Raw genomic sequence first — 20,975 nt, 5'->3', positions numbered from 1 at the left:
GCAGGAAGTTTTTCTCTGTGCTTTGTTTTATTGCCCGTATTCAGGCTCATATGTTATGATAAAATAAAATCAGCAGGAGGAGATTTATATGATTTTAATTAAAAACGGAAGAGTCATGGACCCGGAAACCGGATTTGATAAAGTGACTGATCTTGTTCTTTCTGGTGGAAAGATTAAAAGTATAGGAAATACAGAAACAGCAGATTTTGAGCAGATCATAGATGCAGAAGGTATGGTTGTGGCTCCTGGTCTGATCGATGTCCATGTGCATTTCAGAGACCCTGGATTTACACACAAAGAAGATATGCAGACCGGGAGCCGGGCGGCCCTTCACGGAGGTGTCACCACGGTGGTTTGTATGGCAAATACAAAGCCTGTGGTGGACAGCACGGAGATTCTGGATGATATTCTGAAACGGGCACAGAAACTGCCGGTCCGGCTTGTCCAGACTGCGGCGGTATCCAAAGGATTTAAAGGGAAAGAACTCGTTAACATGGAGGTGCTGAAAGCCCATGGGGCATTGGGATTTACAGATGACGGTCTTCCGCTCATGGACGAAGAGATCGTCCGTAGGGCTATGGAGACTGCGGCAAAACTTGATGTTCCGGTCAGTCTTCACGAGGAAGATCCGAAATATATTAAGCGCCCGGGAGTCAATGCCGGAAAGGTTGCCGAACAGCTTGAGTACGGCGGGGCTTCTGACGAAGCGGAGGCGGTGATGGTAGAGAGAGACTGCCGGCTGGCGCTGGAAACCGGGGCATCTGTGGATATCCAGCATATCAGTTCTGCCAAAGCCGTTGATCTTGTAAAGGATGCCAAAGCGAAAGGTGCTCATGTGACAGCGGAAGCTGCACCCCATCATTTTACGCTGACAGAAGAGGATGTTCTCACTTACGGCTCCCTGGCCAAGATGAATCCGCCGCTCAGGACAAAAAAAGACAGAGAGAGGATTATCGAGGGACTGAAGGAAGGCACCATAGAGATTATCGCCACAGACCATGCGCCTCACTCTGTGGAAGAAAAGGCAACAGGCCTTGAAAAGGCACCGAGCGGTATTACCGGACTGGAAACTTCTCTGGGACTTGGTATTACAAAACTGGTAAGGGAAGGACATTTAACTTTGATGGAACTCCTGGAAAAAATGACGGTCAATCCCGCAAAACTTTATCACCTGGAACAGGGAAGAATACAGGAGGGAAAACCGGCAGATTTGGTTCTGTTTAAAGAGGACGAGGAGTATATTGTAGAGAAGTTTTATTCCAAGGCCTCAAACTCACCGTTCAAAGGCTGGAAACTTTTCGGCAAGATTTATTACACAATCTGTAAAGGGAATGTTTACGATCTGTCACAAGATTAAAAACTTCATGTTAATGTCATAGTTCTGAGATATCTGCATGATATAATGATACTATAAACAAATTTCTGACTGATCATATAAAGCCGCTTTGACAGGGCAGATACGAAGGAGGGGTGTCTTATGAAAAGATACGGTATCTGTTTTACAAGTATCATTGTAGCTGTTGTTCTGTGTGCAGAACTCATCGGATTTCCGGTATCTGTTTCTGCCAATGAGCCTGAGAGTGCGGGAAATATCTCAGCGGACGTAAAAATAAAAAGAAGTGCTAAAGCGTCCGGAATGAATGAAGAAAATATGGAAGCGAGCCGGTTCAGCAGTATGGATGAGGCTTCCATGTATATGATGTACGGAGACGGCATGTATACTTTTACCCAGTCCTATCTGAGAGATCACAGTGACAGACTGGTCGAACTCAGGGTGAAGGAAGCGGGAAGTTTGATCCTTGTATCTTTTCAGGAAGAAGACAACGCACAGATGCCGTCTCTCCTGGATAGTCAGAAGCAGCCTGTGGGACAGCGGATACCGGATGGGGCCGTGAAACTTAAAGCAGAACCGGGAACCTATTATGTGAGGCTGCCGAAAGACTTTACCACGGTTTTTATCGCACCGTTTGTCATCAAAGATAACCCGCGTAAGCTATCCAATGAGGTTTCCTACATTCAGAGCGGACAGGGAAAATACACGTATCACTCCTTTACCATGGCAAAACGGGGGACAGCGGATATCACAGCATCTCCGATCGTGAAACAGAAAACTCCGGTTGTATTTTACGTCCAGAGAAGAGAAGACGGACGCTGGAAGAATATAGGACGGCAGCAGAAGTCTTATTTTACCAGTGATACAGGAACGGTTGTCTATGGACTGAAGAGGGGAACCTACCGGATTGCAGCAAAGGCAGACATAAAACAGGGATATTCACTCTGTGTGATCAAGACATTTATCCCGGCAAAGTATAAGACGAAGAAAACAAAAGCAAAGACGTTAAAAAGATTTCGGGAACAGTATGATTTGTATACAGTAACAGAAAGAGCGTCCAGATGGTACCGAATTTCAGTTCCGAAGAAACGGAAAAAGATATCAATGGAAGCAGAAACTTATATGAACTCCGGAAAGATCAGGTTTACTGTCTATAAAAAGGGCAGAAAAAAGCCTGTAAAATCTCTGACTTTGTCAGGAGAAAAAATCAAACGGTTCAGTTTTAAGGGCAGCAAAGGCACTTATTATATAAAGGTCGCAAAATCAGGAAGACAGACAAATGGGTCTTATTGGCTGTATCAGTATTGATCTGAGAATAAGAAGGAAAAAAAGAATCTATGAGCTGATCCATAGGTTCTTTTTTGTTTTTTTCATAAAAGTAAAATACCGATATGTTTTCTGTGAAGTTTTACTCAGATTTAACATAACCTGTCTTTTGAATTTTACATTGGACAAGTAAGATATGACTTGTAGCGATGAAAAGCCAAAAGGAGATTATTATGAGAAAGATGAGGAAAAGAATTTTAAGTGTTCTTCTGACAGCAGTGGCAGCGACAACTTTACTGGCAGGCTGCGGAGGCAAAGACGAAGGTAAAAAAGCAGCAGGTGAAGATATCACCGTTGTATCCAGAGAAGACGGATCCGGCACAAGAGGAGCGTTTATTGAGTTATTTGGGATCGAAGAAAAAGACAGTGACGGAAATAAGATAGATAACACGACAACGGAGGCAATGATCACCAACTCTACTTCCGTTATGATGACGACAATCGCCGAGAATGAGGCAGCAATCGGATACATATCTTTAGGGTCCTTAAATGATACAGTAAAAGCCCTGAAGATTGACGGAGCAGAGCCGAGTACCGAAAATGTAAAAAACAAGACTTATAAGATCGTGCGTCCGTTCAACATTGTGACAAATGAGAAGAAGCTGAGTAACCAGGCTAAAGATTTTATGAAATTCATAATGAGCAAAGAAGGCCAGGAAGTGGTCGCAGACAATGGATATATTACGGTCGATGACAAGGCTTCCGCATACAAAGCAGCCGGGGCAAAAGGCAAGATTGTTGTGGCAGGATCATCATCTGTTACCCCTGTCATGGAAAAGTTAAAAGAGGCCTATACGGCACTGAACAAAGATGTAAAGATCGAAGTTCAGCAGAGTGATTCTACAACAGGAGTGACTTCCACAGTGGACGGAGTCTGCGACATCGGGATGGCATCCAGAGAACTTGCAGACAGCGAGGTGAAAAAAGGCGTGAAGCCTACAGTCATCGCACAGGATGGAATCGCAGTGATCGTAAACAAGAAAAACGAGGTATCTGAACTTAAAAGTGACCAGATAAAAGGTATTTTTACAGGTGAAGTGATTTCCTGGGGCGACGTGAAATAAAGCTATATAGTGCAAATAGAGAGATAGTGGGGAAATAAAGATGAAACAGTACAAAGAAAAGATCATGAAAGGCGTATTCCTGACCGCAGCCTGTACTTCCATACTGGCAGTCATACTGATATGTGCATTCCTGTTCATGAACGGCTTACCCGCTATTGGGGAGATCGGACCGGTAAAATTTCTGGTCGGAGAGCGATGGATGCCAAAGAATGGATTCTTTGGCATCTTCCCAATGATCATGGGAAGCCTTTATATCACAGCGGGAGCCATCATCGTGGGTGTCCCTGTCGGAATCTTTACGGCGGTCTTCATGGCAAAGTTCTGCAGCGGGAAGCTTTATAAAATACTGAAGCCGGCAGTGGATCTTTTGGCAGGAATTCCATCTGTGGTTTATGGCTTCTTCGGCATGGTCGTTTTGGTGCCGATGGTCAGAAATATTTTTGGCGGCAACGGAAACAGTATTCTTACGGCGTCACTGCTTTTAGGGATCATGATTCTGCCGACGATTATCGGTGTTTCTGAGAGTGCCATCCGTGCAGTGCCGGACAGCTATTACGAAGGTTCACTGGCCCTGGGGGCGAGCCACGAGAGAAGTGTGTTTTTTACAGTACTGCCTGCGGCGAAATCCGGTATTTTGGCAGGTGTGGTGTTAGGGATTGGAAGAGCCATAGGAGAGACTATGGCGGTTGTCATGGTTGCGGGAAACCAGGCCAGGATGCCGATGGAACTTGCTAAGGGAGTCAGGACACTGACGGCGAATATCGTATTGGAAATGGGATATGCCACGGATCTGCACAGAGAAGCGCTGATCGCCACGGCTGTGGTGCTGTTTGTCTTTATCCTGCTGATTAACCTTTCTTTTTCTGCATTAAAACATAAGGAGGAATTCTGATGGAGGCGATGACAGCAAAGCCATTAAACGGTATAAAACAGGTGAATAAGGTCACAAGGAAACAGAGATTTTCTTCTTACAAAAGAACTCCGCTCTCTCTGCTTCTGTATCTGCTGGTGCTGATATCCACGGTCTTTACGGCGGGAATTTTGATCTATCTGATCGGATATATTTTGGTGCATGGGGTTCCGTATCTTACAAAAGATCTGTTTTCTTTAAAATACACATCGACGAATGTATCACTTTTTCCGGCCATGGTCAACACGGTCAGCATGACAGCACTGGCGCTCTTATTTGCAGTGCCGCTGGGAATCTTTTCTGCGATTTATCTTGTGGAATATGCCAAGAAGGGAAACCGGCTTGTGGGGATCGTCAGGATTACTGCCGAAACTCTTTCAGGAATTCCGTCGATTGTATATGGACTGTTTGGTATGCTGTTCTTTGTGACCACATTAAAATGGGGACTGTCCATTTTATCGGGAGCCGCAACACTGGCGATTATGATTCTGCCGGCTGTGATGAGAACCAGCGAGGAGGCATTAAAATCTGTCCCGGATTCTTTCAGGGAAGGAAGCTTCGGGCTTGGAGCGGGAAAACTTAGGACGGTCTTTCAGATCGTGCTTCCGTCTGCGGTGCCCGGCATTTTGTCCGGAGTCATATTGGCAGTGGGAAGAATCGTAGGAGAGACGGCGGCGCTGATGTATACAGCCGGAACAGTGGCAGAGATACCATCCAATGTGATGGGTTCCGGGAGAACATTATCAGTCCATATGTATGCACTCTCCAGCGAGGGTTTGCACGTCAATCAGTCTTACGCCACAGCGGTGGTTCTGCTGATCGTAGTGATCGTCATTAACGCGGTGTCGACATTTATTGCCAAGCGGATAACGAAAGGATAGAACATGGAATCTAAAATCAAAGTACAGAATCTGGATTTATATTACGGGGATTTTAAAGCGCTCAAAGCGATCAATCTTGATATTTCCCCGAATGAGATCACGGCATTTATCGGTCCGTCCGGCTGTGGAAAATCTACACTTTTAAAGTCATTAAACCGTATGAATGATTTGGTGGAAGGATGTAAGATTACGGGAAAAGTCACTCTGGACGGAGAAGATATTTACGGAGATATGGACATTAATCTGCTCAGGAAACGGGTGGGTATGGTATTTCAGAAACCGAATCCGTTTCCTATGAGTGTCTATGACAATGTAGCCTACGGACCGAGGACACATGGAGTCAGGAACAAAGCGCAGCTGGATGAGATCGTGGAGAAATCTCTGAGAAACGCGGCAATCTGGGATGAACTGAAGGACCGACTGAAAAAAAGTGCCATGGGCCTTTCGGGAGGCCAGCAGCAGAGACTCTGTATCGCCAGGGCTCTGGCAGTGGAGCCGGAGGTGCTCCTGATGGATGAGCCGACGTCTGCCCTGGACCCGATTTCCACCTCAAAGATCGAGGACCTTGCGGCAGAACTGAAATCCAAGTATACTATCATTATGGTAACCCATAATATGCAGCAGGCCGTCCGTATTTCCGATAAGACCGCATTTTTCCTCTTAGGGGAAGTCGTAGAGTATGGAAAGTCCGATCAACTGTTTTCCATGCCGAAAGATCAAAGAACAGAAGACTATATTACAGGAAGGTTTGGTTGATATGAGAAATCGGTTTGACAGACAGCTTGAACAGCTGAATATTGAAATGATCGAGATGGGTGCCCTCTGTGAGGATATGATTCATCTGGCAGGGAAATTGGTAGATACAAAGAGCAAAGAGATGATTTCAAGGATCAATGATCTGGAAGAAGAGATCAATCAGAAAGAGCGGGACATAGAGAGACGATGTATGAAGCTTCTGCTCCAGCAGCAGCCGGTGGCCGGGGATTTGAGGGTGATTTCAGCAGCGCTTAAAATGGTTTCTGATATGGAACGGATCGGGGATCAGGCTGTGGATATCGCGGGCATTGTAAAAAAGAGTGATGTGGTGACTGTGATGAATCATCACACCCATGTTCTGATGATGGCTGCAAGAACGCTCGCCATGGTCACAAAAGCTGTGGATTCTTTTGTAAAAAAAGATCTGGATGCGGCCAATGAGGTGATCAAAGCAGACGACGAGGTGGACGCTCTGTTCTCAAAGGTGAAAAAAGAAGTGATCTCTTTGATTCATGAGGACCCGGAAAAAGGAGAGGCCTGTGTAGCGATTGTCATGATTGCCAAGTATTTTGAGCGGATCGGCGATCACGCCAGCAATATCGCCGAATGGGTAGAATTCTCTATGACCGGGGAATATAAAGGAGGAAGTTTGTGATTTATATTGTCGAGGACGATGCGAACATACGGGAACTTGTCATTTATACTCTTCAGAGTACAGGATTTGATGCGGGGGGATATGAAAGCGGCATCAGCTTTTTTAAAGATCTTTCGGCTGGAAAGATTCCTGAACTGGTGCTTCTGGACATTATGCTTCCTGGGGAAGACGGCATTAGTATTTTAAGGAAGATCAGGAGCAATCCTGAGACAAAGCATATCCCGGTGATCATGATGACGGCGAAGGGCGCCGAGTATGACAAGGTGCTGGGCTTAGACAGCGGAGCGGACGATTATATTACAAAACCTTTCGGCATGATGGAACTGGTATCCCGGATCAAAGCGGTTTTAAGGCGGGTAAAAAAAGAGGAGCCGACGGAAGAACTTTCGGCAGGAAATCTCTATATCCATGTGGGAAAGCATAAGGTGCTGGCAGACGGTGAAAAGGTGGAGCTGACCTACAAAGAGTTCCGCCTGCTCTGTATGCTGATGGAGAGCAAAGGCAATGTGCTCACCAGAGACCAGCTTCTCACAAATATTTGGGGTTATGATTTTGACGGCGAGACCCGGACGGTGGATGTCCATATCCGTACCCTGCGCCAGAAGCTTGGAGAATGCGGATCTATGATCGAAACTGTGAGAGGGATCGGTTACCGCATTGGAGGAAATGAATGAAGCGTAAGATATTTCTGAATATGAGCTACATTGCCCTGATCACGGTGGTGTGCACTACGGTATTTTTATCTGTGGTCGCTTACGGAAGATATATGTCCCAGGTAAAAGAGGGAATTCAGAACGAGGCCGGATATATGGCGGAGTCCCTGAACCAGCATGAGAACCAGAGTCTGGATGCATACAAAGATATCACGATCAGCAGGATCACGCTGATCGCTGCGGACGGGAAAGTCCTGTATGACAGTACGGGAAAAGAAAAGTCCATGAGCAATCACAGAAATAGAAAAGAGTTCAAAGAAGCGGAAAAAAATGGGGCCGGCGAGAGTACAAGGATTTCTAAGACCCTCAAAAAACAAACGTATTACTATGCTGTAAAGCTTTCGGACGGCAGTGTCTTACGGCTCAGCCGGGAGACTCAGACTATTTTTAATCAGGTGGAGGGCGTACTGCCTGTTCTGATTTTAATGATGGCAGTGGTTTTTGTTTTGGCGCTGGCCCTTTCAAGACTCCTCACCGGAAGGATTATTGAGCCGATCAACCGGATCAACCTGGAGCATCCGGAAGATGAAAATACCTATGACGAGCTGTCACCTCTGCTGGTGAGGATTCACCGGCAGAATGAAGCGATCAAAGAAAAGATCAGAGAGATCAAGGAAAAGCAGATCGAGTTTACGACGATTACAGAAAATATGAGCGAAGGCTTTCTGATCCTCAATGATAAATCTGTGGTGCTTTCTTACAATACGAGTGCTCTTCGGATTCTTGACATCAGGGAAGATCAGTGCAGCAACCAGAATGTATTGTCCATTAACCGCAGCCATGAATTCCGCAGGGCGGTGGAGGCAGCTTTGAATGGTGAGGCTTTTGAGGAAGTGATGGAATTTCGCGAGCGCAAGTACCTGCTGATGGCCAATCCGGTGACGGTATCAGGCGCAGTGAAAGGAGCGGTGCTGATGATGATTGATGTGACAGAAAAAGAAGAAAGAGAAGAACTGAGAAAAGAATTTTCTGCCAATGTATCTCATGAGCTGAAGACTCCGCTGACGACGATTTCGGGATATGCGGAGCTTATGAAAGACGGACTCGTAAAGCAGGAGGATGTAGGCCGGTTCTCGGAAAAGATTTACACAGAGGCCAGAAGGCTCATTTCCATGATAGAGGGTATCATCAAACTGTCCAGACTGGATGAAAATCAGATTATACAGGAAAAAGAAGAGGTTGATCTGTATCAGCTGGCTTTGGAGATCAAAAACTCTCTTTCTATGAAAGCGGCAGAGGAAGGAATTGACATTCAGGTTCTCGGCTCACCGTGTAAAGTCTCAGGGGTACGCCAGATCTTATACGAAATGCTGTATAATCTCATGGAAAATGCAGTTAAGTACAATGACAGGGGAGGTCATGTGTTTGTAACCGCCGCTGTCATGGAAGGGCGGGCTGCCGTGATTGTAGAAGATGACGGTATCGGCATTCCGCCGGAAGATGCGGACCGTATTTTTGAACGTTTTTACCGGGGAGATAAAAGCCACTCCAGCGAGAGGGAAGGAACGGGACTTGGACTTTCTATCGTAAAACACGGAGCAAAATACCACGGCGCAAAGATCGAAGTGGAAAGTGAAGTAGGCAGGGGAACAAAAATTGCAGTTATTTTTTAGTCTAAAAGAGGCGGTCCTTTTTGGATCGTCTCTTTTTTTCTCCTTCTTTTTATGTTATGATTTCAGTTAAGTATGACATTTTCCACATGATTTCCGTTCGGCTCTTAGAATGCCTCACTCCAATCATGTAGAAAATGGACATAATGTCTGCTGGAAAGGTATTCTTCGAATAAAATGGACTATTCAAAGTAAAATTTCTTTATTCGTCGGCTTTTTCCAGAAGAAACTATGTCCATCTCGTCCATTTTCATTAATATAAAGGAGAATTGACATGATCAATGAATTAGTAAAAAAAATAAAACAGCTGGATGCACCGATCGTGGTGGGACTGGACCCGATGCTTGATTATGTGCCTGACCAGATAAAGAAGAAAGCATTTGACGAATTCGGTGAAACTTTGAAGGGTGCCGGGGAAGCAGTCTGGCAGTATAATAAAGGAATTATTGACACTACATACGACCTGATTCCGGCGGTAAAGCCTCAGATTGCTATGTACGAGCAGTTCGGGGTGGAGGGCCTCATTGCTTTTCATAGAACCTGTGAATATGCAAAGGAAAAGGGACTTGTGGTGATCGGCGATATTAAGAGGGGCGATATTGGCTCCACATCAGCGGCCTATGCGGTGGGACATGCCGGAGCAGTACAGGTGGGCAGCAAAAAATACCGCGGATTCGATGAGGATTTTCTGACGGTAAATCCATACCTTGGCAGTGACGGTATTCTGCCTTTTATTGATGTATGCAAAGAGGAGAAGAAGGGTCTGTTTATTCTGGTCAAGACGTCCAATCCTTCCAGCGGAGAATTTCAGGATCAGCTTGTAGATGGAAAACCGTTATACGAACTGGTGGCAGAGAAAGTGGCTGTGTGGGGCGAAAGCCATATGGGAGACAATTACAGCTATATCGGAGCCGTCGTAGGGGCAACTTATCCGAAAATGGGAGAAGTCTTAAGAAAAATCATGCCGAAAAACTACATTCTGGTTCCGGGATACGGTGCGCAGGGAGGGAAAGCAGAGGACTTAAAACCGTTCTTTAATGAGGACGGGCTGGGAGCCATCATCAATTCTTCCAGAGGCATCATCTGTGCGTACAAACAGGAACAGTACAGCAGCTTTGGGGCTGAGAATTATGCAGATGCATCCAGACAGGCGGTGCTGGATATGAAAGAAGATTTGAAAAAAGCATTTGTAAAATAAGGAGAAGTATATGGGAAAACAGAACATAAAGGCTGAAATCCTCAGCCAGAAGAAGCTTTCCGCAGATATTTTTGACATGACGCTGAATGTTGGAGATATGGCCAGGGAGGCTGTGCCGGGTCAGTTCGTATCTGTCTACGTCAACGACGGAAGCAAACTTTTGCCGAGACCGGTCAGTATCTGTGGTATTGAAAGAGAACAGGGCACAATCAGGCTTGTATACCGGATTGCGGGCAGGGGAACGGAACTTTTAAGTACCTATGAAGCAGGAACCCGGATAAACGTGCTGGGTCCCCTGGGCAATGGATTTACAATGAAAAAAGAAAAAGCGATCTTGATCGGCGGAGGCATTGGGATTCCTCCGATGCTGGAACTTGCAAAACAGCTGGGCTGTGAGAAAAGCATCGTGCTCGGCTATCGGGATCAGGATACTTTTTTAAAGGAAGAATTTGAGCCATACGGCGATGTCTATGTCTCAACAGAAGACGGTTCTTTGGGGACAAAAGGAAATGTGATTGATGCCGTCAGAGAACAGGCGGTACAGGGTGCTGTCATTTATGCCTGCGGACCGACACCTATGTTAAAAGGTGTCAAAGCTTATGCGGCGGAAATGGGGCTGGAAGCCCAGATTTCTCTGGAAGAGCGAATGGCATGCGGCATCGGTGCGTGTCTTGCGTGTGTCTGCAAATCAAAAGAAGTGGATGGGCATACCCATGTCCATAATAAGCGGGTCTGCAAGGATGGGCCTGTATTTGACGCAAAGGAGGTAGAACTCTGATGAATTTGGGAGTAGAGATCGCAGGAGTTTCTTTAAAGAATCCGGTGACCACAGGCTCCGGGACTTTCGGTTCCGGGAAGGAATACAGTGAATTTGTCGATCTGTCCAGCCTTGGAGCGGTGACGACAAAAGGTGTTGCCAATGTGCCCTGGCCGGGCAATCCGACGCCGAGAGTTGCTGAGACCTACGGAGGTATGCTCAATGCGGTAGGACTTCAGAATCCGGGTGTTGACGTGATGATTAAGAGAGATCTGCCGTTTTTAAAGGAGGCAGGAGCCACTGTGATCGTCAATGTCTGCGGAAAAACTACCGAGGATTATCTTGAGGTAGTGGAACGGCTGTCTGACCAGCCCGCAGATCTTCTGGAGATCAATGTTTCCTGCCCGAATGTGAAAGAGGGAGGCATTGCTTTCGGTCAGGATCCAAAAGCATTGTACGAGATTACAAAAGCAGTAAAGGCAAAGGCAAAGCAGCCGATTATCATGAAACTGAGTCCCAATGTGACAGATATTAAAGAAATGGCAAAGGCCGCAGAGGCTGCGGGAAGTGATGCGCTGTCTCTGATTAATACTCTGACCGGAATGAAAATTGATATTGAGAAGAGGGATTTTCTTCTGGCAAATAAAACAGGGGGACTCTCAGGGCCGGCCATCAAGCCGGTGGCAGTGCGAATGGTATATGAGGTGTGCAGTACGGTGAAGATTCCGGTGATCGGAATGGGAGGAATCCTTACTGCAGAGGATGCCCTGGAGTTTATCATGGCCGGAGCCGCTGCGGTAGCTGTAGGAACAGCGAATTTTACGGATCCGTGCGCGACTGTCAAAGTGATCGAGGGGATAAAGTCTTACATGGAACGCCATAACATAGAAGATATCCGGGAATTGATCGGATGTGTAAAGTAAACTGCAAAAGATGACGGAAGTGAGGTCAGCATGAATATATTATTTTTCTTGACGCCGAAGGAAGATGTGTCATATCTGCCGGAAGATTATACTTTGAGACAGGCGCTGGAGAAAATGAAATACCATGGATACTCGGCAGTTCCTATATTGACCGGCGACGGAAAGTATGTGGGAACCGTGACGGAGGGGGACCTTCTATGGGCAATGACGGATGATGCCGGATTTGACCTTGAGAAGGCAGAACTGATCTTTTTAAAAGATATGAAGCGCAGAAGGGACAACAGGCCCGTGACAATCAATACAGATATGGATGACCTGGTGGATGTGATCAAAGACCAGAATTTTGTTCCGGTCATCGACGATGAACAGAGGTTTATTGGGATCGTCACAAGAAAAGATGTGATCGGGTTTTATTACAGAGAATATCAGAAGGCTGAACATAAGGAGGAACATGATGGAACAGTATAAAAAAGAGTTTATTGAATTTATGATCGACTGCAACGTTTTGAAATTCGGAGATTTTGTGACCAAAAGCGGAAGAAACACGCCGTTCTTTGTAAATACGGGATTTTATCGGACCGGTGCCCAGTTAAAGAAGCTTGGAACTTATTATGCAAAGGCCATTGAGGCGAAATTCGGATTTGACTTTGATGTCTTGTTCGGACCCGCATACAAGGGAATCCCGCTGAGTGTAGCCGCCGCCATTGCAATCTCTGAAACCTATGGGAAGGATATCAAATACTGTGCAAACCGCAAGGAAGTAAAAGATCACGGGGACACAGGAATCCTGCTTGGAAGTCCGATCGAAGACGGAGATAAGGTCGTGATCATTGAAGACGTGACCACAGCCGGAACCTCCATCCAGGAAACACTTCCGATCGTGAAAGCCCAGGGTGATGTGGATGTATTGGGGCTCGTGGTTTCTGTGGACCGGATGGAACGGGGACAGGGAACAAAGAGCGCCCTGGAAGAGATCCGTGAAAATTACGGGCTGGAAACTACGGCCATCGTAACGATGCAGGAAGTGGTGGAACACTTGTATAATAAACCTTATAATGGAAAAGTTATTATCGACGATACATTAAAGGCAGCTATTGACGCATACTATGAGAAGTATGGCGTTCAATAAAGAAGGGTTTATTTGTGACAAGAAAAAAGAAAAGGGCAGCCAGGTTTGGCTGCCGGATTTTATTTTATTTGTATCTCATTGTGATGTTTTATTTTGTGCTGTTCAGTGAGCGTTACGGCAGAGAGACTGGGTATGATACATCCCATGTAAATCTGGAATTGTTTAAAGAGATCAAACGGTTCTGGATGTATCGATCCCTGCTTACCCCGGAGGCATTTATAACAAATTTGGTCGGAAATGTTTTTGCATTCAGTCCGTTTGGATTTCTGCTGCCTGTCATGACAGAGAAAAAACGGGGACTGATAAAAGTTGTCCTCGGATCATTTTTATTCAGTTTGATCATTGAAAGCTGCCAGTATATTTTTAAGGTTGGGGTCTTTGACGTGGACGACTTACTGTTAAACACGATTGGCGGACTGATCGGTTATATCATCTACAAAATTTCCGTCACGATTTACCGGAGGAAATAATATGCGGGTTAATAAAAAGAAACGTCAGGCCTATCGTCCGTCGGATCACGTTGTATCCAGGGAGTCAGCAGTTTCCAGTATTCTCGGAGCCATAGGAATTTTCGGCTATCTTATTTTAGTCGGAGCTTCCTTTCAGGCGGCCGGAAACGGGGGAATACTGCTCGGCGCAGCTGCGTGGGTGCTGTTTGGCATCTCTGTCTTTGGAATGATGCTGGCAGTGCGCAGCTATCATGATACGGCATCCATCAGGGTCTGGAAAGTGGTCGGAAGTATTACAAACGGAGCGGTGCTTTTGTTTTCAGCTGCTTTGTTTGTGATCGGATTGATTTAGGAGGGAGTTATGGAACGACTTAAGAAACAGATGGAGTTTATCATAGAGGTGGATAAGCTCAAAGACATTATTCGTCAGACGAATCTGACAAATGGGGAAAGAAAAGAAAATGATGCGGAGCATTCATGGCATCTGGCACTGATGGCTGTTTTTCTATCTGAATATGCAAAGGAACCGGTGGATGTCCTTCAGGTGATCAAGATGGTTCTGATCCATGATCTGGTGGAAATCGATGCAGGAGACACTTATTTGTACGACGAAGCCGGAAATGGTACGAAAGCGGCAAGAGAACAGAAAGCGGCGGAACGGATCTTCAACATTCTTCCCGGAGATCAGGCAGAAGAGCTGTTTCAACTGTGGCAGGAATTTGAGGATCGTAAAACACCGGAATCCAAGTTTGCGAATACACTGGACCGGATTCAGCCGGTTCTTTTGAATGATGCCACAGAGGGAAGGGCCTGGAGAGAACATGACGTCTGCATTGACCAGATTATGAGCAAAAATGAGTATACCAGTCAGGGATCTGATGTACTCTGGGCGTATATTCAGGAAGTTTTTGAGAAAAATATAGAAAACGGAAATATTAAAAGGAGCTTATAACGTGGATGAATTATTAATGGAACGCCATTTTCTGAACCAGGAAAGGCTCAAGGCTATTTTACAGGAAGACTCTGTAAAAGAGCCTTTTTTGGATTATTTCAGAAAAATGGCGGAGAGGCTTTTATTTGCCGACGAAGTATATGGAACAAAAGACAAACAGCTGTTTCAGCTGAAAGAGTGGAACAAAGAGTGGTATGAGCAAATTCTGCCGTCTGAGTATGATGTATGCTATGGAAATCCGGACTACGCCCGGAATGTTTTTGGGGAAGAGTTCGGGGATATTTTGTGCTTTTTGTATGCAGAAATCCAGGGCTGCTTTGTTTATGCGGTGGAAGGACAGCTGTTTGAGCTGACAATTATGAATGAACTGTTTTTAGAAATCTATCAGCTGTTTCTGGAAGGGGATGTACAGAGAAAGACGGCAAAACAGGTCATCTTTGACCATATGAGAGATTACAGCCAGGAACTCTGCTATAACCGTGTCAGGGAGCAGCTGGATCCGTGTGTGTCTTCTGCGTCAGATATTGTGATGAAGGAGGATCTGGACAATACGGATGTTCTATATCTGTATGGTGAGTATGTCTCAGAAAATGAGACAAAGATGCTTTCTTTTTTAAACAGTCTTCCTAAGGAACGGATGAAAGAGATTGCCAAAACTTTTGTGGACGGATATCACGATGGCTTTATTATCAACAACATTGATATGTCAAAAAAAACAACCGTAAATATCCGGTATCATCTCGGGTTCGAACCAATCATCAGGGAGGCTGCACTGCAGTTTCAAGAGATCGGGCTGACTCCGATTCTGTACCGGGGCACTACGGGTGTGATTACAAGAGGGATGTCAAAAGTCGGGTACATTTCCACAAGTCCAAACCCCCAGTTTGAGTATGACCACAGATTTGACCAAGCGCTGTTTTTTAACAAAGCGTTTATGAGCCACAAGCTGGAAAGCTATCGGAATGCCTATGAAAAATTGAAGGAGGAGGCTGCAGCATTTGCAGGACCTGCATGCATGGAGACGTTCGGGGAACTGCCGTTTACGCCGAAGAATAAAGAGACTGCTCTGCGTCTTTCCGAGAAGCAGCAAAAGCTTTCTGTGGAGTACCAGAATGAGTCCGGCAGGATTGCCAACGAGTATATGAAACCGGAGGAGCGGAGTTTTACGATCATCGCATATCCGATCCCGGAAATAGGGGAAAACTTCGAAGCAATCTTCGAGGAGGTGGCTAAGGTCAATACGCTGGACAAAGAAAAATATAAGAAAATCCAGCAGCATCTGATCGATGCCCTGGATCAGGGTATGGAAGTCCATATAAAGGGAGCGGGAGAGAACGAAACAGACCTCTATGTGGCCATGCACGAGCTGGAAGATCCTGAGAAGGAGACTAACTTTGAAAATTGTCTGGCAGATGTAAACATTCCGGTTGGTGAGGTGTTTACTTCACCGAAATTAAACGGAACCAGCGGAGTGCTTCATGTGAGTGAGGTCTATTTAAGAGATCTGAAGTTTATCGATCTGAGACTGGTTTTCAAAGACGGTATGATTACAGAGTATTCCTGCCGGAATTTCGAGTCGGAAGAAGATAATAAGGCATATATAAAGCAGAACCTTCTCTATAACAGGGAGACTCTTCCCATGGGAGAGTTTGCTGTCGGAACCAATACTACGGCCTATGCCATGGCACAGAAGTTTGGGATTTTATATCAGCTTCCAATCCTGATCGTCGAAAAAATGGGACCTCATTTTGCAGTGGGAGACACCTGTTACAGCCACAGCGAAGCAACCGAGCTTCACAATCCTGACGGAAAAGAGATTGTGGCAAAGAGCAACTGTTTTTCAGAAAAAGGAGAATATTTTAACTGTCATACGGATATCACCATTCCTTATGAGGAGCTGGATTCCATCTGCGTGATCGGCCTCGGCGGCAGGAAAACGGCTCTGATAAAGGAAGGAAAATTTGTCCTCCCGGGCACAGAAATCCTGAACGAACCATTGACGTAACCGGATACAGTGGGTAGAATAAAAGAAAACAAATCGAATTATGACAAAGGAGACAGAATTATGGCAAAAGTAGCGATTGTTATGGGAAGCGATTCCGATATGCCTGTGATGAGCAAGGCGGCAGATTTTTTAGAGGAGATGGGGATTGACTTTGAGATGACCATTATTTCTGCTCACAGAGAACCGGATATTTTCTTTGAGTGGGCAAAAGGAGCCGAGGAGCGCGGAGTCAAGGTTATCATCGCAGGTGCAGGGAAAGCAGCACATCTTCCGGGAATGTGTGCAGCACTGTTCCCGATGCCGGTCATCGGAATTCCGATGAAAACTTCCGATCTTGGGGGAGTGGATTCTCTTTACTCCATTGTTCAGATGCCGGCCGGAGTTCCGGTTGCATCCGTTGCTATCAACGGAGGGCAGAATGCAGGAATCCTTGCAGCACAGATTTTGGCTTCGTCTGATGCCGGTCTTCTTCAGAAACTGAAAGATTACAGGACAACAATGAAAGAATCTGTAGTAAAGAAGGCCGATAAGCTTGACCAGGTTGGCTATAAGAACTATGAATAAGAAAAGACTTGCAGCCGTACTTTTATGTACGGCTGTTTGTGCCGGACTTGCAGGGACTGCATTACAAAATCGGGATACTCTGGCGGGGACACGCCAGATCACGGTGGCGATCGATGCCGGACATCAGAAAAAGGGTGACACCAGGAAAGAGCCAATCGGACCGGGTTCCCGGAGGAAGAAAGCAAAAGCGGCATCAGGTACACAGGGAGCAGCGACGAAAGTACCGGAATCAAAGCTGACCCTCAGTGTGGCCAAGAGACTCGAGCAGGAGCTTAAAAAAAGGGGCTATAAAGTCTACATGGTAAGAAGAAAGCAGAACGTCAACATCAGCAATAAGAAAAGAGCGCTGCTGGTGAATAAAAGCGGCGCCGATATCTGTATCCGTCTTCATGCAGATGCGGCGGGAAAAAGAGTAAGCGGTGCCTCAGCATTATACCCGACCAAGAACAATCCCTATGTAAAAAAGCTGAGCAAACGCAGCAGGAAGCTGTCCGGGGATGTGCTGAAAAAATACTGCAAAGCTACCGGGATCAGAAACCGGGGACTTTCAGGGCGAAATGATCTGACGGGCACTAACTGGAGCAAAGTCCCGGTGACACTAATCGAAATGGGATTTATGACGAATAAAAAAGAAGACAAAAAGATGCAGAAGAGTTCTTTTCAGAAAAAGATGGCGAAAGGAATTGCAGACGGCGTTGACAGTTATTTTGGAAAATAGACAGGACCTGTCCCGGGGATCGGGTCTGAGTTTAAAAAGATATACTTTTTAGGAGGATAAAAATGGATTACAAAAAGGCAGGAGTGGATATCGAAGCAGGTTACCAGTCCGTAGAACTCATGAAAAAGCACGTACAGGCCACAATGAGAGAGGAAGTTTTGACAAACATCGGAGGATTTTCCGGGGCTTTTTCATTAAAGAAGTTTAAGGACATGGAAAATCCAACTCTTGTATCCGGCACCGACGGGGTTGGAACAAAGTTAAAGCTTGCTTTCCTTATGGATAAGCATGATACGATCGGGATTGACTGTGTGGCGATGTGCGTCAATGATATCGCGTGTGCAGGCGGGGAGCCATTATACTTTCTTGATTATATCGCATGCGGAAAAAATTTTCCTGAGAAGATCGCTACCATCGTAAGCGGGGTGGCAGAAGGCTGCAGACAGTCTGATGCGGCACTGATCGGCGGGGAGACTGCCGAGATGCCGGGATTTTATCCGGAAGACGAATATGATCTGGCTGGTTTTGCCGTGGGAATCGTAGACGAGAAGGACCTGATTACCGGAAAAGAGATCAAAGATGGAGACGTGCTGATCGGCATCGCATCCTCAGGAATCCACAGCAACGGGTATTCTCTGGTGCGCAAAGTGTTCGATATGTCAAAAGAATCACTGGAGACTTACCATGAAGAATTAGGAACAACTCTCGGGGAAGCGCTCCTGGCACCTACGAAGATCTATGTCAAAGCACTGAAGGCGATCAAAGAAGCGGGTGTGGAAATCAAAGGCTGCAGCCACATTACCGGAGGCGGTTTTTATGAGAACATTCCAAGAATGCTTCCGGACGGGGCCCATGCGGTGGTCCACAAGGACGCATATGAAGTGCCTGCGATCTTTAAGCTGCTTGCAGAAACCGGGGATATTGATGAAAAGATGATGTATAATACATACAACATGGGAATCGGCATGATGGTGGCTGTGGACGAAAAGAGCGTCAACGATACGCTGGAAGCCCTGGAACGTGCCGGGGAAACGGCATTTGTAGTAGGTGAGATCAAAGCCGGTGAAAAAGGTGTGACGGTATGTTAAGAGTCGCAGTATTAGTGTCTGGAGGCGGAACCAACCTGCAGGCTGTAATTGACGCCATTGAGGAAGGACGGATTTCCAATGCCCGGATCGACGTGGTGATCAGCAATAATAAAAAGGCCTATGCACTGGAGCGCGCCAGGAAGCATGGAATCCAGGCAGTGGGACTGTCACCGAAAGATTTTGAGAACAGAGATTTGTTTAACGAAGCACTTTATCAGGAGCTGGCTGGCAGAGAGATTGATCTTGTAGTGCTGGCCGGATGTCTCGTAGTAATACCTGATAAAATCATCCGTGAGTTTGAAAACAGGATCATCAACATTCATCCGTCTTTGATTCCGTCTTTCTGCGGGAAAGGGTGCTATGGACTGAAAGTCCATGAACAGGCGCTTCAGAGAGGTGTCAAAATTTCAGGCGCCACCGTTCATTTTGTAGATGAAGGTACGGATACGGGTCCGATCATTATGCAGAAGGCTGTAGAGGTAAGAGACGATGACACACCGGAAGTTCTGCAGAGACGGATCATGGAACAGGCGGAGTGGGTGATCCTTCCTGAGGTGATCAATCTGATCGCAGAGGGAAGAGTTTCAGTTTCAGAAGGACATGTAAAGATTAAGAAATAAAAGAAAGGATAAAAGGATGGATATACTGATTGTTGGCAGCGGAGGACGAGAACATGCCATTGCCTGGGCAGCGGCAAAGAGCCCGAAAGCAGACAAAATTTACTGTGCCCCTGGGAACGCGGGTATTGCGGAGTTTGCAGAGTGCGTGGACATCAAAGCCATGGAGTTTGACAAACTGGTGGCGTTCGCAAAGGAAAAACAAATCGGTCTGACGATCATCGGAATGGATGATCCGCTTGTTGGAGGTGTCGTAGACGCTTTTGAAGCCGAAGGACTCAGAGTGTTCGGTCCCCGCAAAAATGCGGCGATCATCGAGGGTTCCAAGGCGTTTTCCAAAGATCTGATGAAAAAATACAATATTCCAACAGCATCCTATGAGAATTTCACCGATCCAGAGCAGGCACTCGCTTACCTCGAGAACGTTAAGATGCCGATCGTACTCAAGGCTGACGGACTGGCACTGGGCAAGGGAGTTTTGATCTGTGAGACTCTGGAGGAAGCAAAGGCGGGCGTTAAGACTTTAATGCTGGACAAACAGTTTGGGGATGCCGGCAATGAGATCGTTATCGAAGAGTTTATGACCGGCAGAGAAGTTTCTGTATTGGCTTTCTGCGACGGAAAGACCATCCGGTGCATGACTTCCGCACAGGATCACAAGCGTGCCAAAGACGGAGACAAAGGACTCAACACTGGAGGTATGGGAACCTTTTCTCCGAGTCCATTCTACACGAAAGAAGTGGAAGAATTCTGTGAAAAATATGTATACCAGCCGACGATGGATGCCATGGCTTCCGAAGGGCGTCCGTTCACAGGCATTTTGTTCACAGGGCTGATGCTTACAGAAGACGGACCGAAGGTACTGGAATATAACGCCAGATTCGGAGATCCGGAGGCGCAGGTAGTCCTGCCCCGGATGAAAAATGATATGATCGAAGTGATGGAAGCCTGTATTGACGGGAAACTTTCCGATGTTACTCTGGAATTTGAGGAAAATGCGGCAGTCTGTGTGGTGCTCGCATCTGACGGATATCCGGAAAAGTATGAGAAGGGTTTTGAGATCAAGGGACTCGATAAGTTTAAAGACCAGGATGACTACTATGTGTTCCATGCGGGGACAAAGTTTGACGGAGACAAGATCGTGACCAACGGCGGACGGGTACTCGGCGTCGTGGCAAAGGGCGGTGACCTGAAAGCTGCCCGTAAAAATGCATACGAGGCCACAGAATGGATCGATTTTGCAAACAAATATAAAAGAAATGACATAGGAAAAGCTATCGACGAGGCGTAAAAACTTGTATTCGGGAAGCAGGATGGAGAAGAAATT

The 20,975-nt window shown here is 46.2% G+C and carries 23 protein-coding genes; all 23 read left to right on the top strand.

Annotation, left to right across the window (positions count from 1 at the left end):
- The first annotated feature begins 88 nt into the window (after nucleotides 1-88).
- On the top strand, nucleotides 89-1,357 hold the full coding sequence (locus tag DWV34_RS04910; RefSeq protein WP_009290281.1) for a dihydroorotase: 1,269 nt from the start codon (nucleotides 89-91) through the stop codon (nucleotides 1,355-1,357).
- A 120-nt stretch (nucleotides 1,358-1,477) separates the two neighbouring features.
- Nucleotides 1,478-2,641, top strand: a complete 1,164-nt coding sequence (locus DWV34_RS04905; RefSeq protein WP_118475565.1) for a hypothetical protein — start codon at nucleotides 1,478-1,480, stop codon at nucleotides 2,639-2,641.
- Nucleotides 2,642-2,832: 191 nt separating this feature from the next.
- On the top strand, nucleotides 2,833-3,723 hold the full coding sequence (locus DWV34_RS04895) for a substrate-binding domain-containing protein (protein ID WP_009290283.1): 891 nt from the start codon (nucleotides 2,833-2,835) through the stop codon (nucleotides 3,721-3,723).
- Between the two features lie 40 nt (nucleotides 3,724-3,763).
- Nucleotides 3,764-4,615 carry a phosphate ABC transporter permease subunit PstC gene (gene pstC / locus DWV34_RS04890; RefSeq protein WP_009290284.1) on the top strand — a complete coding sequence of 284 codons (852 nt, stop codon included), beginning with the start codon at nucleotides 3,764-3,766 and terminating at the stop codon, nucleotides 4,613-4,615.
- Nucleotides 4,615-5,514 (top strand): phosphate ABC transporter permease PstA, encoded by a 900-nt coding sequence (pstA, locus tag DWV34_RS04885; RefSeq protein ID WP_009290285.1) that lies wholly within the window; start codon nucleotides 4,615-4,617, stop codon nucleotides 5,512-5,514. Before pstC ends, pstA begins: the two co-directional genes overlap by 1 nt.
- 3 nt (nucleotides 5,515-5,517) lie before the next feature.
- Entirely contained in the window at nucleotides 5,518-6,270 is a 753-nt protein-coding gene (gene pstB / locus DWV34_RS04880) for a phosphate ABC transporter ATP-binding protein PstB (protein ID WP_006568083.1), read from the top strand.
- A gap of 1 nt (nucleotide 6,271) precedes the next feature.
- Entirely contained in the window at nucleotides 6,272-6,925 is a 654-nt protein-coding gene (gene phoU, locus DWV34_RS04875) for a phosphate signaling complex protein PhoU (protein WP_006568084.1), read from the top strand.
- Nucleotides 6,922-7,599 carry a winged helix-turn-helix domain-containing protein gene (locus tag DWV34_RS04870; protein ID WP_006568085.1) on the top strand — a complete coding sequence of 226 codons (678 nt, stop codon included), beginning with the start codon at nucleotides 6,922-6,924 and terminating at the stop codon, nucleotides 7,597-7,599. Before phoU ends, DWV34_RS04870 begins: the two co-directional genes overlap by 4 nt.
- Nucleotides 7,596-9,251, top strand: coding sequence for a sensor histidine kinase (locus DWV34_RS04865; protein ID WP_009290286.1), 1,656 nt, complete (start codon nucleotides 7,596-7,598; stop codon nucleotides 9,249-9,251). The genes DWV34_RS04870 and DWV34_RS04865 overlap by 4 nt, the downstream gene beginning before the upstream one ends.
- A 271-nt stretch (nucleotides 9,252-9,522) precedes the next feature.
- Nucleotides 9,523-10,446, top strand: a complete 924-nt coding sequence (gene pyrF, locus DWV34_RS04860; RefSeq protein WP_022261297.1) for an orotidine-5'-phosphate decarboxylase — start codon at nucleotides 9,523-9,525, stop codon at nucleotides 10,444-10,446.
- A 10-nt stretch (nucleotides 10,447-10,456) separates the two neighbouring features.
- Entirely contained in the window at nucleotides 10,457-11,224 is a 768-nt protein-coding gene (locus DWV34_RS04855; RefSeq protein WP_009290288.1) for a dihydroorotate dehydrogenase electron transfer subunit, read from the top strand.
- Nucleotides 11,224-12,126 carry a dihydroorotate dehydrogenase gene (locus DWV34_RS04850; protein ID WP_009290289.1) on the top strand — a complete coding sequence of 301 codons (903 nt, stop codon included), beginning with the start codon at nucleotides 11,224-11,226 and terminating at the stop codon, nucleotides 12,124-12,126. Before DWV34_RS04855 ends, DWV34_RS04850 begins: the two co-directional genes overlap by 1 nt.
- Nucleotides 12,127-12,156: 30 nt before the next feature.
- A complete protein-coding gene (locus DWV34_RS04845; RefSeq protein ID WP_009290290.1) occupies nucleotides 12,157-12,594 on the top strand; it encodes a CBS domain-containing protein in 438 nt (145 codons plus the stop codon).
- Nucleotides 12,581-13,255, top strand: coding sequence for an orotate phosphoribosyltransferase (pyrE, locus tag DWV34_RS04840; RefSeq protein WP_009290291.1), 675 nt, complete (start codon nucleotides 12,581-12,583; stop codon nucleotides 13,253-13,255). Before DWV34_RS04845 ends, pyrE begins: the two co-directional genes overlap by 14 nt.
- Before the next feature lie 14 nt (nucleotides 13,256-13,269).
- A complete protein-coding gene (locus DWV34_RS04835) occupies nucleotides 13,270-13,725 on the top strand; it encodes a VanZ family protein (protein ID WP_022261296.1) in 456 nt (151 codons plus the stop codon).
- Between the two features lies 1 nt (nucleotide 13,726).
- Nucleotides 13,727-14,056: a hypothetical protein gene (locus DWV34_RS04830; RefSeq protein WP_006568104.1), complete on the top strand. Its 330-nt coding sequence runs from the start codon at nucleotides 13,727-13,729 to the stop codon at nucleotides 14,054-14,056.
- Nucleotides 14,057-14,065: 9 nt separating this feature from the next.
- Complete coding sequence (locus tag DWV34_RS04825) at nucleotides 14,066-14,656, top strand: HD domain-containing protein (protein WP_006568103.1); 591 nt, start codon at nucleotides 14,066-14,068, stop codon at nucleotides 14,654-14,656.
- 16 nt (nucleotides 14,657-14,672) lie between these two features.
- A complete protein-coding gene (locus tag DWV34_RS04820; RefSeq protein ID WP_118475585.1) occupies nucleotides 14,673-16,661 on the top strand; it encodes an aminopeptidase in 1,989 nt (662 codons plus the stop codon).
- A gap of 60 nt (nucleotides 16,662-16,721) precedes the next feature.
- Complete coding sequence (gene purE, locus DWV34_RS04815) at nucleotides 16,722-17,225, top strand: 5-(carboxyamino)imidazole ribonucleotide mutase (protein WP_118475563.1); 504 nt, start codon at nucleotides 16,722-16,724, stop codon at nucleotides 17,223-17,225.
- Entirely contained in the window at nucleotides 17,218-17,943 is a 726-nt protein-coding gene (locus DWV34_RS04810; RefSeq protein ID WP_118475561.1) for an N-acetylmuramoyl-L-alanine amidase family protein, read from the top strand. Before purE ends, DWV34_RS04810 begins: the two co-directional genes overlap by 8 nt.
- A 62-nt stretch (nucleotides 17,944-18,005) precedes the next feature.
- Complete coding sequence (gene purM, locus DWV34_RS04805; RefSeq protein WP_118475559.1) at nucleotides 18,006-19,031, top strand: phosphoribosylformylglycinamidine cyclo-ligase; 1,026 nt, start codon at nucleotides 18,006-18,008, stop codon at nucleotides 19,029-19,031.
- Nucleotides 19,025-19,651, top strand: a complete 627-nt coding sequence (gene purN, locus DWV34_RS04800; RefSeq protein WP_009290297.1) for a phosphoribosylglycinamide formyltransferase — start codon at nucleotides 19,025-19,027, stop codon at nucleotides 19,649-19,651. The genes purM and purN overlap by 7 nt, the downstream gene beginning before the upstream one ends.
- 16 nt (nucleotides 19,652-19,667) lie before the next feature.
- Nucleotides 19,668-20,939 carry a phosphoribosylamine--glycine ligase gene (gene purD / locus DWV34_RS04795; RefSeq protein ID WP_022261293.1) on the top strand — a complete coding sequence of 424 codons (1,272 nt, stop codon included), beginning with the start codon at nucleotides 19,668-19,670 and terminating at the stop codon, nucleotides 20,937-20,939.
- The last annotated feature ends 36 nt before the right edge of the window (nucleotides 20,940-20,975 follow it).

The organism is Anaerostipes sp. AF04-45, from assembly GCF_003461725.1.
Taxonomy (GTDB): Bacteria; Bacillota; Clostridia; order Lachnospirales; family Lachnospiraceae; genus Anaerostipes; species Anaerostipes caccae.
This window is presented reverse-complemented; position numbering and strand designations above follow the sequence as displayed.